10 protein-coding genes are annotated in these 13,716 nt (G+C 74.2%); 8 read left to right on the forward strand and 2 right to left on the reverse strand.

What is annotated here, in order from left to right; genetic code table 11:
• The first annotated feature begins 56 nt into the window (after positions 1–56).
• The 4 genes from JL106_RS18865 to JL106_RS18880 all read left to right on the forward strand — a co-directional run bounded on the left by JL106_RS18865 (position 57) and on the right by JL106_RS18880 (position 4,687).
• Positions 57–2,477: a hypothetical protein gene (locus tag JL106_RS18865; protein WP_205262320.1), complete on the forward strand. Its 2,421-nt coding sequence runs from the start codon at positions 57–59 to the stop codon at positions 2,475–2,477.
• Positions 2,477–2,755, forward strand: a complete 279-nt coding sequence (locus JL106_RS18870) for a hypothetical protein (RefSeq protein ID WP_205262321.1) — start codon at positions 2,477–2,479, stop codon at positions 2,753–2,755. The genes JL106_RS18865 and JL106_RS18870 overlap by 1 nt, the downstream gene beginning before the upstream one ends.
• A 112-nt stretch (positions 2,756–2,867) precedes the next feature.
• Complete coding sequence (locus JL106_RS18875) at positions 2,868–3,677, forward strand: glycoside hydrolase family 16 protein (RefSeq protein WP_205262322.1); 810 nt, start codon at positions 2,868–2,870, stop codon at positions 3,675–3,677.
• An 11-nt stretch (positions 3,678–3,688) separates the two neighbouring features.
• Positions 3,689–4,687 (forward strand): alpha/beta hydrolase, encoded by a 999-nt coding sequence (locus JL106_RS18880; RefSeq protein ID WP_205262323.1) that lies wholly within the window; start codon positions 3,689–3,691, stop codon positions 4,685–4,687.
• A gap of 22 nt (positions 4,688–4,709) precedes the next feature.
• On the opposite strand, the gene JL106_RS18885 is transcribed toward JL106_RS18880, so the two are convergent.
• Positions 4,710–5,378 (reverse strand): chorismate pyruvate-lyase family protein, encoded by a 669-nt coding sequence (locus tag JL106_RS18885; RefSeq protein WP_205262324.1) that lies wholly within the window; start codon positions 5,376–5,378, stop codon positions 4,710–4,712.
• Positions 5,375–7,471: a non-ribosomal peptide synthetase gene (locus JL106_RS18890; protein ID WP_205262325.1), complete on the reverse strand. Its 2,097-nt coding sequence runs from the start codon at positions 7,469–7,471 to the stop codon at positions 5,375–5,377. The genes JL106_RS18885 and JL106_RS18890 overlap by 4 nt, the downstream gene beginning before the upstream one ends.
• A gap of 399 nt (positions 7,472–7,870) precedes the next feature.
• Between JL106_RS18890 and JL106_RS22260 the strand changes: the two genes are divergently transcribed.
• The 4 genes from JL106_RS22260 (at position 7,871) to JL106_RS18910 (ending at position 13,686) form a co-directional block, all read left to right on the forward strand.
• Entirely contained in the window at positions 7,871–9,988 is a 2,118-nt protein-coding gene (locus JL106_RS22260) for a YncE family protein (RefSeq protein ID WP_205262326.1), read from the forward strand.
• 77 nt (positions 9,989–10,065) lie between these two features.
• Positions 10,066–11,205 carry a hypothetical protein gene (locus JL106_RS18900; protein WP_205262327.1) on the forward strand — a complete coding sequence of 380 codons (1,140 nt, stop codon included), beginning with the start codon at positions 10,066–10,068 and terminating at the stop codon, positions 11,203–11,205.
• A 142-nt stretch (positions 11,206–11,347) separates the two neighbouring features.
• Positions 11,348–12,643 carry a COG1470 family protein gene (locus JL106_RS18905; RefSeq protein WP_205262328.1) on the forward strand — a complete coding sequence of 432 codons (1,296 nt, stop codon included), beginning with the start codon at positions 11,348–11,350 and terminating at the stop codon, positions 12,641–12,643.
• A gap of 116 nt (positions 12,644–12,759) precedes the next feature.
• Positions 12,760–13,686 (forward strand): LPXTG cell wall anchor domain-containing protein, encoded by a 927-nt coding sequence (locus JL106_RS18910; RefSeq protein ID WP_205262329.1) that lies wholly within the window; start codon positions 12,760–12,762, stop codon positions 13,684–13,686.
• Positions 13,687–13,716 lie beyond the last annotated feature (30 nt).

Here is a 13,716-nt window from a genome sequence, read left to right on the forward strand (position 1 = left end):
CACCCTCACCGATCGCTGCGCGACTGCCGCGCGTCCTCGTCCCCTGGAGTCCCCGAGTGCCTGGTCCCGGCCGCAGCGTGTCCGCCGGCACCGACCTCGCCGATCAAGACGCCCCGGTCGCTGACCGGTCGCTGACCGAGGAGATCCTGGCCAGGGGCAGGGTCACGGACCCCGGCAGCCCGCCGGCTGGTGAGCCGCCGTGGGCCGGCTCCCGGTGGGAAGCGCCCCGGTGGCCGGGCGGCCGGCGGCTCGGTGCCGTCGCGGTGGGCGTGGCCACGGTGCTGGCCGTGGCTGTCCCGCTGCTGGCCGTGGCCGACATCGCGCTGCCCGGTCGGGCCGTGCTGGCCGTCGCGTTCCTGCTCGCCGTGCCCGGGGTCCCGATCGCGGTCGCGCTGCGGCTGCCGGACGGCCGGGTCACCGCCGTGCTGGCCGTCGCCCTGTCCGTCGCGGCCACCGAACTCAGTGCGTCGATCGCGCTGGTCATCGACTCCTGGGACCCCGGGCGTTCCGCGGTGCTGCTGGGGGTGCTCGGGGTGGCCGCCGCGGTGCCGGCCGCGCTCGCCCTGCGGGCGCCGGAGGCCTCGGCAACCCCGGAGGCCTCGGCAACCCCGGAGGCGCCGGCCGGATCGGACGAGCGGGCCGGGTCCGGCCGGCGCTTCCGGCTCGCCGCGCTGTTGGTGGTGGCCGGCGGGGTGCTCTTCTGGTTCGCGGCGACCCGGACCGTCGACCTGCCCGCGGCCGGACGGCTGGGACTGTTCCCGGTGCTGCCGTGGACGTTCTGGCTGGCCGTGGTGCTGATCTCGGTCACGGTCGCGGTGGCCCTGCTCCGGCCGGCGGTCGACCACGTGGTCGTGGGGGCCGGTGTCGTCGCGACGGTGCTCGTGCTGTCCGGCGTGGTCAACGTCGCGGGCGGAGCCGGTTCGATGGGCGCCGGCTGGGTGCAGGTCGGGTTCATCGACGTCATCTCCCACACCGGCGCCCTGGCCGACGGCATCGACGCCCGGTTCAGTTGGCCCGGGTTCCTGGGCGGCTCGGCCCAGGTGGTCGACTGGGCCGGACTGTCCGACGCCGGTCCGCTCACCGTGCTGGCGCCGGTGTTCTTCGGGGTCCTGCTCATCCCGCCGGTGTGGCTGATCGCCCGCATCGTCACCGGCAGCGCCCGACTGGCCTGGCTGGGAGTGCTGCTGCACCAGCTGTTCAACTGGTACGGGCAGGACTACTTCTCGGCGCAGGCCACCGCCTGGGTGCTGGCGGTCAGCGTGGTCGCGGTGCTGTTCTGGGCGTTCGCGGCGGCACCGGCGCCGGCCCCGGTCGCCCGGCACGCCGCGGTCCGCTGGCTCGCCGCGGTCCGGCGCATCCCCGGTCGCCCGGCCGGGATGACCCCCGGCCGCACCGTGCTGGTCGAACTGACGCTCATGGTCGTGGTGACCGCCGTGGTGGTCGGCCATCAGCTGACCCCGGTGACGCTGACCGGGCTGCTGCTGTGGTTCGCACTCACCGGATGCACCCGGTGGCGCACGTTGTGGCTCACCGCCGGAGTGATCACCGTCGGGTGGTTCTCCTACGGCGCCACCGACTTCTGGTTCGGCCACCTGCAGACCGTGCTGGGCGACCTCGGCCAGGTCGGCGACGTGGTCAGCGGCGGCCTCACCGACCGGCTGTCCGGCGACGCCGTCTACCAGGGCATGCAGGGCGTCCGGATGGCCTGGACCGGGCTGCTCGGGGTGCTGGCCGTGGCCGGTTGGTGGGCGATCCGGCGCCGGCGGGACGCGGTGCTGCTGGCCGGTCTGGCGGCCGCGCCGTTCGGGCTGATCCTGCTGCAGTCCTACGGCGGCGAGATGCTCATCCGCTGCGCCCTGTACTCGTCGGTGTTCCTGGCGCCGCTGGCCGCCATCGCGGTGGCGCGCGCCGGGCTCGCCGTCACCCGGGCCGCCCCGGCCGGGCGGACGGGGGTGCGGACCGCCCTGCTGGCCACCGTCCTGGTGCTCGCGGCGTTCGGCCTGACCGTGACGCGCGGCCTGAACGTGTCCTTCGAACGGGTCAGCGACACACACATCCGGGTGGTCCAGCAACTGATGGCGACCGTGCCCGACGGTGCCTGGGTGGGAACCTTCGGCCGGATGGGGACGTTGCCCCTGGGCCGTGTCGGGACCGTGACCGTCGAACCGTTGTTCTCCGCGTCCTGCGGGGTCGACTCCACCGCCTGCGTCCTCGACGCGGTCGGGGCGGACGGCGGTGACGGCCCGGACTGGGTGGTGGCGGCGGCCACGGCCGAGGCGGCGGGACGGTTGCAGGGCGGCCGTCCGGCGGGGTGGGTCGGGGCCGGCGTGGCCGCGCTGCTGGCGACGGGTGGGTACGAGACGGTGGTCACGGATCCGGAGATCGTGGTGCTGCGTCGCGTCGCGTCGGGACAATCGGTGGGGAGCGGGACCGACCGCGGCCCGGACGGGGCGGACGGTACGGCGGTGGGCGACTGATGGGAGTGCAGGAGTGGTTGATCTCGGGTGCCGGTGCCGCGACGGTGCCGATCGCGCTCGTGCTCATGGTGATCTCCGGGGTGCTGCGCGAGCGGGACGTGGACGCCGGGGGCACCGCCGACTCGGGACTCGGACGGTTGCAGTTGGACGAGTCGGGACGGCCGTTGCGCTGGTCGACCGGCCTGCTGGTCGCCCGGCGGATCACCGTGCTCCTGCTGGCGGTGACGGTGACCGTGTTGGTGGTCGCCACGGCGACCCGGTTCGCCTTCCTGGCCTGACGGTTCCGGGTCCGAGCGCGCCCGGCGCCCGGACGGTGCGATGAGCCGCCGGACGTCCCGCGTCCCCGCAACCCGCCCGGCCCGTCGTCGATCACGCTCGGCGATCATCTGCTTGCTCAGCGTTCTGCTGGTGGTGGCCGGCTGCTCGAGCCCGTCCCCCCGCGCAGTGCCCGCCGAGCCGGGGTGGTCCCGCAGCCCGTCCGGGCTGTCGATGCCGACCGAGAGCCCCCAGGACTGGGACCTGCTGTTCACCGACGACTTCGACCGGGACGAGGTGGGCGGCGACTGGGGCGTCTACAGCGGCTCCCCGGGCGGTGATCCGTACAGCCACTGGGATCCCGACCAGGTGCGGGTGGCCGACGGGCTGCTCACCCTGCACGGATCGCAGGACGACGACGAGCAGTGGGTGACCGGCGGCGTCTCCAACTGGCCGGTCAGCCAGACCTACGGCAAGTGGGAGGTGCGGTTCCGCGCCGACCCCAGCGACGAGGTCACCTTCCACTTCCTGCTGTGGCCCAAGTCCGACCAGTGGCCGCCGGAGATCGACTTCCTCGAGGACTTCGGCGGCGACCGCACCGAGGTGTCGTCGTTCCTGCACTACCGGGAGTCCGACGGCGACCGGAACCGCAAGCAGTGGCAGCTCTCCGGCACCGACTTCAGCCAGTGGCACACGGCCGGGGTCGAGTGGATGCCGGGCAGCGTGAAGTTCCTGGTCGACGGCGAGGTGTGGGCGGAGACCACCGAGCAGCAGGCCGGGATCGTCCCGGACGAACCGATGTGGCTCGGTCTGCAGGCCCAGTCCGGCGGCTGCCAGCGCAAGATCGACTACGGCTACCCGGACTGCCCGATCGTCGGCGTCCCGGACACGGCCGACGTGCAGATCGACTGGGTCGCCGTCTACGCACCGGCGTCCCTGCCGTGACCCGTCGCTCGATGACCGTCCGCGCCCGGCTGCGCCGCTCGATGGCCCTGCTGGGGGTGGCCGCGGCGACGGTCGTGCTGGCCGGGGCCTGCAGCAGCGGGCCCGACGTGCCCCCGCTGCCGGCCGTCCCGGACGGCGTGGTGGCCGGCGCCGAGATCCTCCGCAACGTCCCGTACGCCGACGCCTCACCGGCCCAGACGCTGCACCTGTCGCTGCCCACCCGGACCGGGTCCGTGGTGCCGCTGGTCATCCTGGTGCACGGCGGCGGCTGGTTCTCGGGTGACCGGCACGACGTCGTCCAGCAGGTGCGCGACCTGAACGCGGCCGGCTACGCGACCGCGGCGATCGGCTACCGGCTGACCGGGGAGGCGCTCTTCCCGGCCGCCGTCCAGGACGTGAAGGCGGCCATCCGCTGGCTGCGGGCCAACGCCGCCGTCCACGGCATCGACCCGACCAGGTTCGCGCTGTGGGGGTACTCGGCCGGCGGCAACCTGGCCGATCTGGCCGCGGTCACGGGTACCCACCGCACCGAGTTCGACGACGACGCGCTCGGCCACGCCGACCAGTCGTCGGCCGTGCAGGCGGTGGTGAGCTGGTACGCACCGACCGACTTCGGCACCATGGACGCGCAGAACGAGGACCCCGGCGGCTGTCAGGGCACCCCGGAGGCGCACGGCGGGGCGGACTCGGCTGAGTCCCGCTGGCTGGGTGCGCCGGTCGAGTCCTCGCCGGAGCTGGTCGCCCGGGCCGCGCCCGCCACGTACCTGGACGACGCCGACTCCGACGCGCTGCCGCCGTTCCACCTGGCCCACGGCGACCGCGACTGCACCGTCCCGTACGGGCAGATGCTCGAGTTCGAACGGGCGCTGCAGGAGGCGGGCGTCCCGGTCACCGCCACGGTCGAGGAGGGCCAGGAGCACGCCACCTGGCAGTTCGCCGACGCCCAGTACGCCGAGTCGCAGGCGTTCCTGGACGAGGTGTTCGGCTGGACCGAGCCGTCCGACGGCTGAGCGCCGTCGGGCGACACCCCGCTCAGCGACGGCGGCGCCGGTCCCCGGCGGTCGCGGGCGGGCCGAACAGCGTCGGCGTGAACCACTCGGTGATGAGTGCCAACGGCCGACCTGAGCTGGTCGCCCGCATCCGGTAGGAGCGGGCGGGGACCGCGGCGGCCGGGGCGACGGCCAGCCGCTCGGCCAGGTCGCCGGCCGGCCGCAGGCCCCAGCGCACCAGTTCACGCCGCACCTGGATGCCGTGGGCGGCCAGCAGCCGGCCGATCGGCTCGTCCGTGGTGCCCAGCACGTGCACCAGCGACGGGGGCAGCACGCCCATCACCGCGACCAGGGTGGCGCAGGCCAGGATGCGGCCGGCGCCGAGCAGGTCGAGCTCGCGGACCAGCAGCGACTCGCCGACCTGGGCGTCCAGGTCGTCGATCCCCAGCTGGGCCCAGCGGCCCGGCTCGGTCGCGGCCATCCCGGTGTAGCCGTCGGCGCCGGCCAGGTCGTCCGCGCCCGGCGTGGGCTCGCCCCCGACCCGGTTCAGCGCCCGGGAGTCGGCGTGCAGCGGGAGCATCCAGTGCGCCCGGACCGCCGTGGTGATCCGGGCCCCGGAGAGGATCTCCAGGCTGGTGGTGGTCAGTCCGTCGCCGCGCAGCACCAGCTGCTCGGCCAGTCCCAAGCCGGGGACGGCGCGCGGCTCGCTCACCGCTCGCCGCTGCGCAGCACGACGTGGGTCGTCGACGGCGCCCCCCACCACTGCCGCAGCCGCCGGCCGACCGGGCCCGCCGCCACCCGCTGCAGCAATGGCGAGCCCGGCCGTCCCGGCGCCGTGCCCGCGCTCCCGGACTCCGCGGAGGCGGCGGCCGCCCGGTCGGCGAACTCGGCCAGGGTGGGCGCGAGGGCCAGATCGGTGGTGCGCAACCGCACCCCGAGCCGGTCCGAGACCAGCGCCAGCATCTCCTCGGCGTCCAGCGAATCGCCGCCGAGCTCGGTGAAGTCGGCATCCCGCCCGACCACCGGGACATCCACCACCGCCGCCCAGATGTCGCCGATCATGGCCTCCCACGAGGTGCGGGCCGGCTCGACCGGACCGGCCGGCGCGGGCGCCGGCAGCGCCGAGCGGTCGATCTTGCCGCGTTCGTTGCGGGGCAGCTCGGGCAGCACCACGATCGCCGACGGCACCATCCACTCCGGCAGCCGGTCGCGCACCAGCCGCCGCACCGCGCTCACCGACAGCGCCCGTTCCCGTGACTTGGGGGCCAGGTAGGCGACCAGCCGCGCCGGGCGCGCCGGCTGATCGGTGGTGTCGGCGGGATCGCCGGCGCCGTCCCCGGTCCCGGGGAGCGGCTCGCGGTGCCCGACCACCACCGCCTCGGCCACGTCGGGGTGGGTGAGCAGCACGCCCTCGATCTCGGCCGGCTCCACCAGGTAGCCGCGGATCTTCAACGCGGAGTCCCGGCGGCCCAGCAGGTGCAGCGTGCCGTCCGGGTCGAAGCGACCGAGATCGCCCATGGTGTACCGGGTCCGGCCGTCCGGGCCGGGGAAGAACCGTTCCGCGGTCTGGGCGGTCAGCGCTCCGTCGGCGCCCAGGTAGCCGTCACCGAGATACGCCGATGTGACGGTGATCTCGCCGATCTGACCGGCCGGCACCTCGGCGCCGGTGCCGTCCAGCAGCCGGACCTCCTTGTTGGTCGCCGGTCGGCCCACCGGCACGATGCGGTCCGGGATCGGGTCGGTCGGGCCGAGGCGGTGGAACGCCAGGTGGCCGGTCTCGGACGACCCCGACCAGGACGAGTAGTGCGCGTCCGGATCGAGATGCTCCCGCAGCAGGTGGATGTCGCGGCCGTGCACCGCCTCGCCGCAGGTCGTCACCAGCCGTACCCCGGGTAGCCCGCCGCCCGGCGGCAGCACCGCGAGCAGGCTGCGCAGCAGGGACGGGGTGGTGTGCACGGTGGTGACGCGGGCGTCCGTCAGGAAGGTCGGCAGGTCCCGCATGCCGGCCAGTCGCGGATCGGCCGCGCACACCGTCGCCCCGTTCAGCAGACCCATGAACAACACGGTCAGACCGGCGGCGAACGCGGCCGGCAGCACCAGGGCGGTCCGGTCACCCGGCCCCAGGTCGAGCGCGTCGGCCGCGCCCAGTGCCTCGTTGAGCAGCCAGCCGTCGGAGTAGCTGACCGCCTTGGGCACTCCGCTCGAGCCGGAGGTGAACACGATGCAGCGGCGGCCGTCCGGGACCGCCGGCCGATCGGCCACGGCCGGCGCGGTGAGCAGCTCGGTCACGTCGAGGTGGCCGATGCCCAGGTCGCGGGTCAGGTCGGCGCCGGTGTCGCGGAACCGCTCGTCGGTGCACAGCGCCACGGCCCGGGCGTGCCGCAGCACGGTGACCAGGCGGTCCGGCGGCAGCAACGGGTCGGCGAGCACCAGCGGGCGGCCGGTGGCCAGCACGGACAGGGCCACGGTGAGACTGTCGGTCGCCTGTTCGGCCAGTACGGCGACGGGTCGGTCCAGGGAGGTGCCGGTCCCGGTCGCCGTGGTCAGGGCGGCGGCCACCGCGTCCATCCGTTCGGCCAGCTCGGCGAACGTCACCGACCGCCCGTTCGAGGCCAGCGCCTCGGTGTCACCCTGCCGGTCGGCCAGGTGCCGCAGCCGGGCCACCACCGTCGGGCGCGACGCCGCCGGGTCGGGCACGGCCGGCAGCAGCAGCGGCGCGGGGCCGTCGGAGGTCACGGTCACTGGAGGTCGACCAGCCGCGCCGGCGATCGGCAGCCCGGCGATCGGCAGCGGGGGGTGGCTCACGGATCAGCCCTTCCGGCAGTTCTGTCGTCGGCGTCCGGGACAGCACCGATCGGACGACGCGGTTCGGACAGCAGGGCCGGACGACGGGTCGGACGACCGGCCTGGACGGTCGGCGCGCCGGTACGTCGGTGGACCCGGAGGTCAGCCTAAGGGCTCTGGGTGACCGTTCACCGATCAGCAGTGTCCGGTTCACCCGACCGGGCCGTCCCGAACGGGCGTGCGTCAGCAGGGTTCCGGGAGACGCTCACCCGACCGCTGGAGCAGATCCACCGTCCGGGTCGCCCCGGCGGAGGTACCGGACTTAGGTAGGGATAGCCTAACCTTCGCTTGGAATCGTCCGAGGAGAGGAAGAGGATGGCGCACCCTGGCGTCGCACAGCGGCGACGATCGAGATGGGCGGTGAGCGGCGCAGCCGCCAGCGCTCTGGCAGTGGTCCTGGGTCTGGTGGTCGCGCCGGCGACCGCGAACGCCCAGACCTACACCGGGACGACCGACCCGACCGTGACGTTCACGGTCGAGGACGAGCTGGAGGTCGGCGAGCCCATCACCGTCTCCGGCACCGGTTGGACCGACCGGGCCGGCACCGCCGGTTCGGTGATCGCGGTCAAGCTCAACGACGGCGGCGTCTCCACCACCGGCACCGTGACCAACCCGGCCACCGGTGTGGTCGCCCCGGACAAGACCGTCTGGAGCATCATCCAGGCCGCCCCCGACGGGTCGTTCTCCGTCGAGCTGCCCTACCCGACCAGCTCGAACGCCACCTTCACCGGGACCGCCTGGGCGGCCGGGGACAGCGTCGCGATCCGCATGCTCACCGGGTCCCTGCTGACCGGAGACAAGGTCCGCTCCGAGGTGGCGAACTCCACCCTGGTCTCGGCCGGCACCGAGCCCACGGAGCCGACCGAGCCCACGGAGCCGACCGAGCCCACCGAGCCGACCGAGCCGGGTACCCCGGCCGGCTGGACCTTCGACGTCGAGGACCCGTTCACCGTCGGCGAGGGCGTCTACCAGGCCGCCTACTCGGAGCGCAACAACTCCATCTGGATCACCCGGTCCGTCGGCACGCCGCCGATCCTGGATTCGGAGTTGATCGAGATCGATGCGGACACCCACGAGGTGCTGCAGGAGATCACCCCGCCGGCCGCCTACGACGGCGCCGGGCTGGAGGCCGTCTACGGCATCGCCGTGGACGACGAGCACAACACCGTCTGGGTCAGCACCACGCGGCAGAACGGTGTCGACGTCTACTCGCAGGAGACCGGCGAGCGGCTGGCCACCTTCCCGAACACGATCAACCACTCCCGCGAGATCGTGGTCGACCCGATCGGCGACGCCGTCTACGTCAGCGCCGTGTACGGCAACGAGGTCGTCAAGTTCAGCTCCGACCCGGCGCAGGACTTCGGGCTGCTCGACCGCATCGCGGTCCCGGGCCAGCCGATGGGCCTGGACATCGACGTCGAGGGTCGCAAGATGTACACCTCCACGTTGACCGGCGGCGAGCTGGTCATCTTCGACCTGGCCGCCGGCGCCTCCACCCGGCACGACCTGCCGGGTGCGGTGCGCTCCTCGAACGTCGCCGTGTACCCGGCGCTGAACCGGGTGTACGCGGCCAACCAGGACTCGGCCGACGTGACCGTCCTGGACGCCACGACCGGCGAGTTCATCACCTCGATCCCGACCGGCAACGGGTCCCTCGCCCTCGAGGTCGACGAGGTCACCGGCCTGCTGTTCGTGGCCAACTTCTTCGACGCCTCGATCTCGGTCATCGACACCGCGACCAACACCACGGTCGAGAAGCTGCCGCTCGAGGAGTACAGCCCGAACTACGTGCTGGGCGTCAAGGGTTCGATCTACGTGCTGGAGAAGTTCGGCGCCGACGGGCAGGACCCGATCACCAAGATCACCCCGGTGGCGGTCACCGAGCCGACGGAGCCGACCGAGCCGACGGAGCCGACCGAGCCGACCGAGCCGACGGAGCCGACCGAGCCGACGGAGCCGACCGAGCCGGGCACTCCGTCCGCCTCCGGCGCGATCACCATCTCGGCGGTCGTCGAGGCCGGTCAGACCGACGGCCCGCTGACCCTGACCGCGGCCGACTCGGCCGTGACGCTGTCCCGCAGCGGTGACCTGGACGACCGGCTCAGCTACACCGGTCTGCTGCCGATCATCAAGGTGACCGACGCCCGCAACGACGCCACGGCCGCCGGTGGCGGCTGGGCCGTGTCGGCGCAGGCCTCGGCCTTCTCGGCCGGCGCCAGCACCGTCTCCGCCGCTCACCTGGGCTGGACCCCGGAGATCGTCACCCCGAAGAGTGGCGTGACCGCCGGTCAGGCCGTCGCCGGTGAACTGGACGGCGGTGCGGGTCTGGCCGCGCCGGCCGCGCTGGCCACCGCCGACGCCGCCGGACGCTCCGGCGACACCCAGCTGGGCGCCCAGCTCGCCTGGGACGTGCCGGTCGACACCGCCGCGGGTGAGTACTCCTCCACCCTGACGGTCTCGCTGTTCCCGACCGACTGATCCGTTCCACCATCCCCCTGACCGTCCCGGGCCCGCGCACGTCGCGGGCCCGGGACGGCCGCACGAGAGGACCGACCATGGCAGCAACTGCCGTCGCCCCGCGGCGACGATCCCGGTGGGTGACCGGGATGGCCGCCGCCGCGGCCGTCACGACGGTGTTCGGGTTCCTGACGGCGCCGGTGGCCACCGCCGCCACCGTCCCGGGCACCAGCGACCCCGCCGTCACCATCACCATCGACGACGAGGTGACGGTCGGTGAGCCGATCACCGTGTCCGGCACCGGCTGGACCACCCAGGCCGGGGACGCCGGCTCCGTCATCGCGTTCAAGCTCGATGACGGCGGCATCTCCACCACCGGCACCGTGACCCACCCGGTCACCGGCGCAGCCCAGGGCAACAAGACGATCTGGGCCATCGCGGCGGCGGCCCCGGACGGCTCGTTCTCCATCGACCTGCCGTTCCCGACCTCGGCGAACGCGACGTTCACCGGCACCCCGTGGGACGTCGGGTCGCCCGTCTCGGTGCGCATGCTCACCGGCAGCCTCACCGCCGGGGACGTGATGCGCACCGAGCTGGTCACCTCCACCGTCGTCCCGGCCGGCACGCCGACGGAGCCGACCGAGCCGACCGAGCCGACCGAGCCGACGGAGCCGACCGAGCCGACGGAGCCGACGGAGCCGACCGAGCCGACCCAGCCGGGTGAGCCCGCCGGCAGCACGGCCATCACCATCTCCGCGGTGGTCGAGGAGTCCACCGGTCCCGTCGACGGGCCCCTCAGCCTGACCGTCGATCAGGGCGCCGCGGTGCAGCTGACCGCGGACGGCCAGCAGGGCGACCGCCTGGCCTTCTCCGGCCTGCTGCCGGCCGTCGAGGTCAACGACGCCCGGTCCGAGGAGACCGCCGCCGGGGGCGGCTGGGCCGTCTCGGCCCAGGCCGGTGCCTTCGCGGCCGGCGAGGCCTCGGTCGGGGCCGATCACCTGGCCTGGACCCCCGAGGTCCTCACCCCGCGCGCCGGCGTCACCGCCGGTGCCGCGGTCGCCGGGGCCCTCGACGGTGGCGCCGGCCTGGCCCAGCCGGCGTGCCTGGCCAAGGCCGACAGCAGTGGCCGGGCCGGTCTGACCCAGCTGGGCGCCCAGCTCGCCTGGGACGTGCCGGTCGACACCGCAGCGGGTGAGTACACCTCGACCCTGACGGTGTCGCTCTTCCCGACCGACTGATCCCGGTCACCGGCTCGTCCGCGACTCCGACCGGGGTCGCAGGCGTGCCACAGTGCAGTCGAGCGTTCCCGGGGGTGGGCGTCGCCGTGTGCGATGCCCGCCCCCGGTGCGTGTTCCGGAGCCGACGTGAGGATTCCCCGCAGTGACCGCAGCACTCCCGTCCGTGAAGTCCTCCGCGTCGGTGACCGATGTTGGGCCGGGCGCCGGCGTCCGCCGCGCGTGGCCGGCGCGTCTGCTGGCCGTGCTGGCGTTGGTCCTGTCCGTGGCGCTCGTCGGGGGCGGCACGGCCGGAGCCGAGCCGTCCGGATCGAGCAGTGCGCCGAGTGACGGCACGACCGTCGAGCTGAGCCCGGGCAGCACCAGCCCGTACGACGGCCAGGACGAGCCGCCGGCCGACCAGCGGGTGACCTGGGCGGTGGAACCGTCCACCGCCGACGGGCCGGACGGCCGGGTGTCGTTCCGGTACGAGCTGGACGGCGGAGCCGTGGTCGACGACTTCGTGACGGTCAGCAACTACGGGCAGAGCGACGTCACGTTCCGGCTGTACGCCAGCGACGGCATCACCACCGAGGAGGGTGTGTTCGACCTCCGGCCCGGGGCCGAGACGCCCACCGATTCGGGCAGCTGGATCCAGCTCGCCCAGAACGAGATCACCGTGCCGGCCCGGTCCCGCGCCACGGTGCCGTTCCGCATCACCGTGCCCGCCACCGCCACCCCGGGCGACCACCCGGCCGGCGTCGTGGCCTCGTTGTCCGGTGCGGGCGCCGACGGGTCGGTGAACGTCGAGCAGCGGGTCGGCGCGCGGGTGCACCTGCGGGTGGCCGGTGAGCTGACGCCGCGGCTCGAGGTGCAGGACCTCGCCGCGGACTACCGGGGCGGCTGGACGCTCGGCGCCGGTGGAACCTCGACCGTGGGCTTCGACGTGGTCAACACCGGCAACGTCCGGCTGTCCGGCACCGCGACGCTCACCGTGGAGGCGCCGTTCGGGGTGTGGGACCGGACCGTCGAACTGGGTCAGGTGCCGGAGATCCTGCCCGGCAACCGGGTGCACCTGACCGCCACCGTCGACGGCGTGCCGCCGCTGCTGGTGCTGAGCCACCGGGTGAGCCTGACCGTGGCTGCGGTGGCGAGCGACGACGTCGGCGCCCTTCCCGGTGCCACCGAGGCGACGGCGCGGTCGGCGGCCATGCCGTGGCTCTGGATCGTCATCCTGATCATTGCGGTCGCCGTGGTCACCATCCTGGTGCAGCGGCGCAGCCGCAACCGGCGGGTGCTGGCCGAGGCGGTGGCCAAGGCCCGGGCCGAGGGCCGGGAGGAGGCCCGTCAGGCCGAGGCCGTCGGCGAGGAGGTCGGGGCCGTCGGCGAGGAGGTCGGGGGCGGTGGCGGCACGACCGCCGACGAACCCGGTCCGCGGCGCCGCGGCGGCGACCACCGCTGAGCGCCCCGGGTGGCAACGCTCACGCCCGATGGATGATCGCGTCAAACGAAGGTTATGCTGACCTCACTTCGGCTCGACCAGGATGTCGGTCGGCCGCAGCGTCCGAGAGGAAGACCATGCGCCTGGCCAGTTCTCACAGCGCCACCCCGAGCGTGCTGACCCGCTGGGGCGTCGGGACCGTCGCCGTCGGCGGCGCGGTCCTGGTCGGCATGTTCGGCTGGCAGACGGCGAACGCCGCCGGTATCGGCGCCTCGGACGTGCAGGTGCTCGCCGTCGCCGCGGCGCCGGTCCCGGCAGCCGCTCCTCAGCCCGCGGTCGGGCAGGTCGTCATCAAGCGACTGCCTCCGGGCGGCGCCAGCAACAACACCGAGGGCACCACCTCGTCGGTCAGCCCGGGCTCGGTCGCCGTCGGCGGCACCCTGTCCTTCTCGGTCACCGGCTACCCGGCCGGCGAGACGGCCTACGTGAAGATCGACGACGGGCAGTACACCGGCGACGCGGTCATCCAGGGCGCCGACGTGGTCGCAGCCGTCCCGATCGGTGCCGACGGCGTGGCCTCCGGGTCGCTGACCATCCCCGCCGACCTGGCCCCGGGCGAGCACTGGCTGCGCGTGCTGGCCTCGACCCGGCCGGCCACCGGCTCCGGGGTGCTCGGCTTCACCCACGCCACCGACACCTTCACCGTGACCGCCGCGGCCGCGCCGACGACCTCGTCCAGCGTCGCGCCGACGACCTCGTCCAGTGTCGCGCCGGCGCCGAGCCAGTCGAGCTCGTCCTCCTCGAGTCGCCCGTCGGGCAGCTCGTCGAGCGCCGCCCCGTCCGCGTCGTCGGTGACGACCGCGCCGCTGAGCCCCGGCAGCCGCACCACCACGACGAGCGCGCCGGCCGCCTCGGGTGGATCCTCGGGCACCCCGACGAGCGGGCAGCAGCTCGCGTCGACCGGTCCGACCGAGGACGCCGCGCTGGCCATCGGCGGCGGCCTGCTGCTGGCCGGCCTCGGCCTGACCATCGCCGGTCAGCGTCGCCGGTCCAGCGCGTCCTGACGCGTTCACCCGCCCTGGTCCCGATGTCGT

Source organism: Nakamurella leprariae (assembly GCF_016918035.1).
GTDB lineage: Bacteria > Actinomycetota > Actinomycetes > Mycobacteriales > Nakamurellaceae > Nakamurella > Nakamurella leprariae.

What these genes read in the sequence shown, in the direction of transcription:
- JL106_RS18880 (WP_205262323.1), top strand. Translation starts at nt 3,689, where the DNA reads ATGACCGTCCGCGCCCGGCTGCGCCGCTCGATGGCCCTGCTGGGGGTG.
- JL106_RS18900 (WP_205262327.1), top strand. Translation starts at nt 10,066, where the DNA reads ATGGCAGCAACTGCCGTCGCCCCGCGGCGACGATCCCGGTGGGTGACC.
- JL106_RS18870 (WP_205262321.1), top strand. Translation starts at nt 2,477, where the DNA reads ATGGGAGTGCAGGAGTGGTTGATCTCGGGTGCCGGTGCCGCGACGGTG.
- JL106_RS18910 (WP_205262329.1), top strand. Translation starts at nt 12,760, where the DNA reads ATGCGCCTGGCCAGTTCTCACAGCGCCACCCCGAGCGTGCTGACCCGC.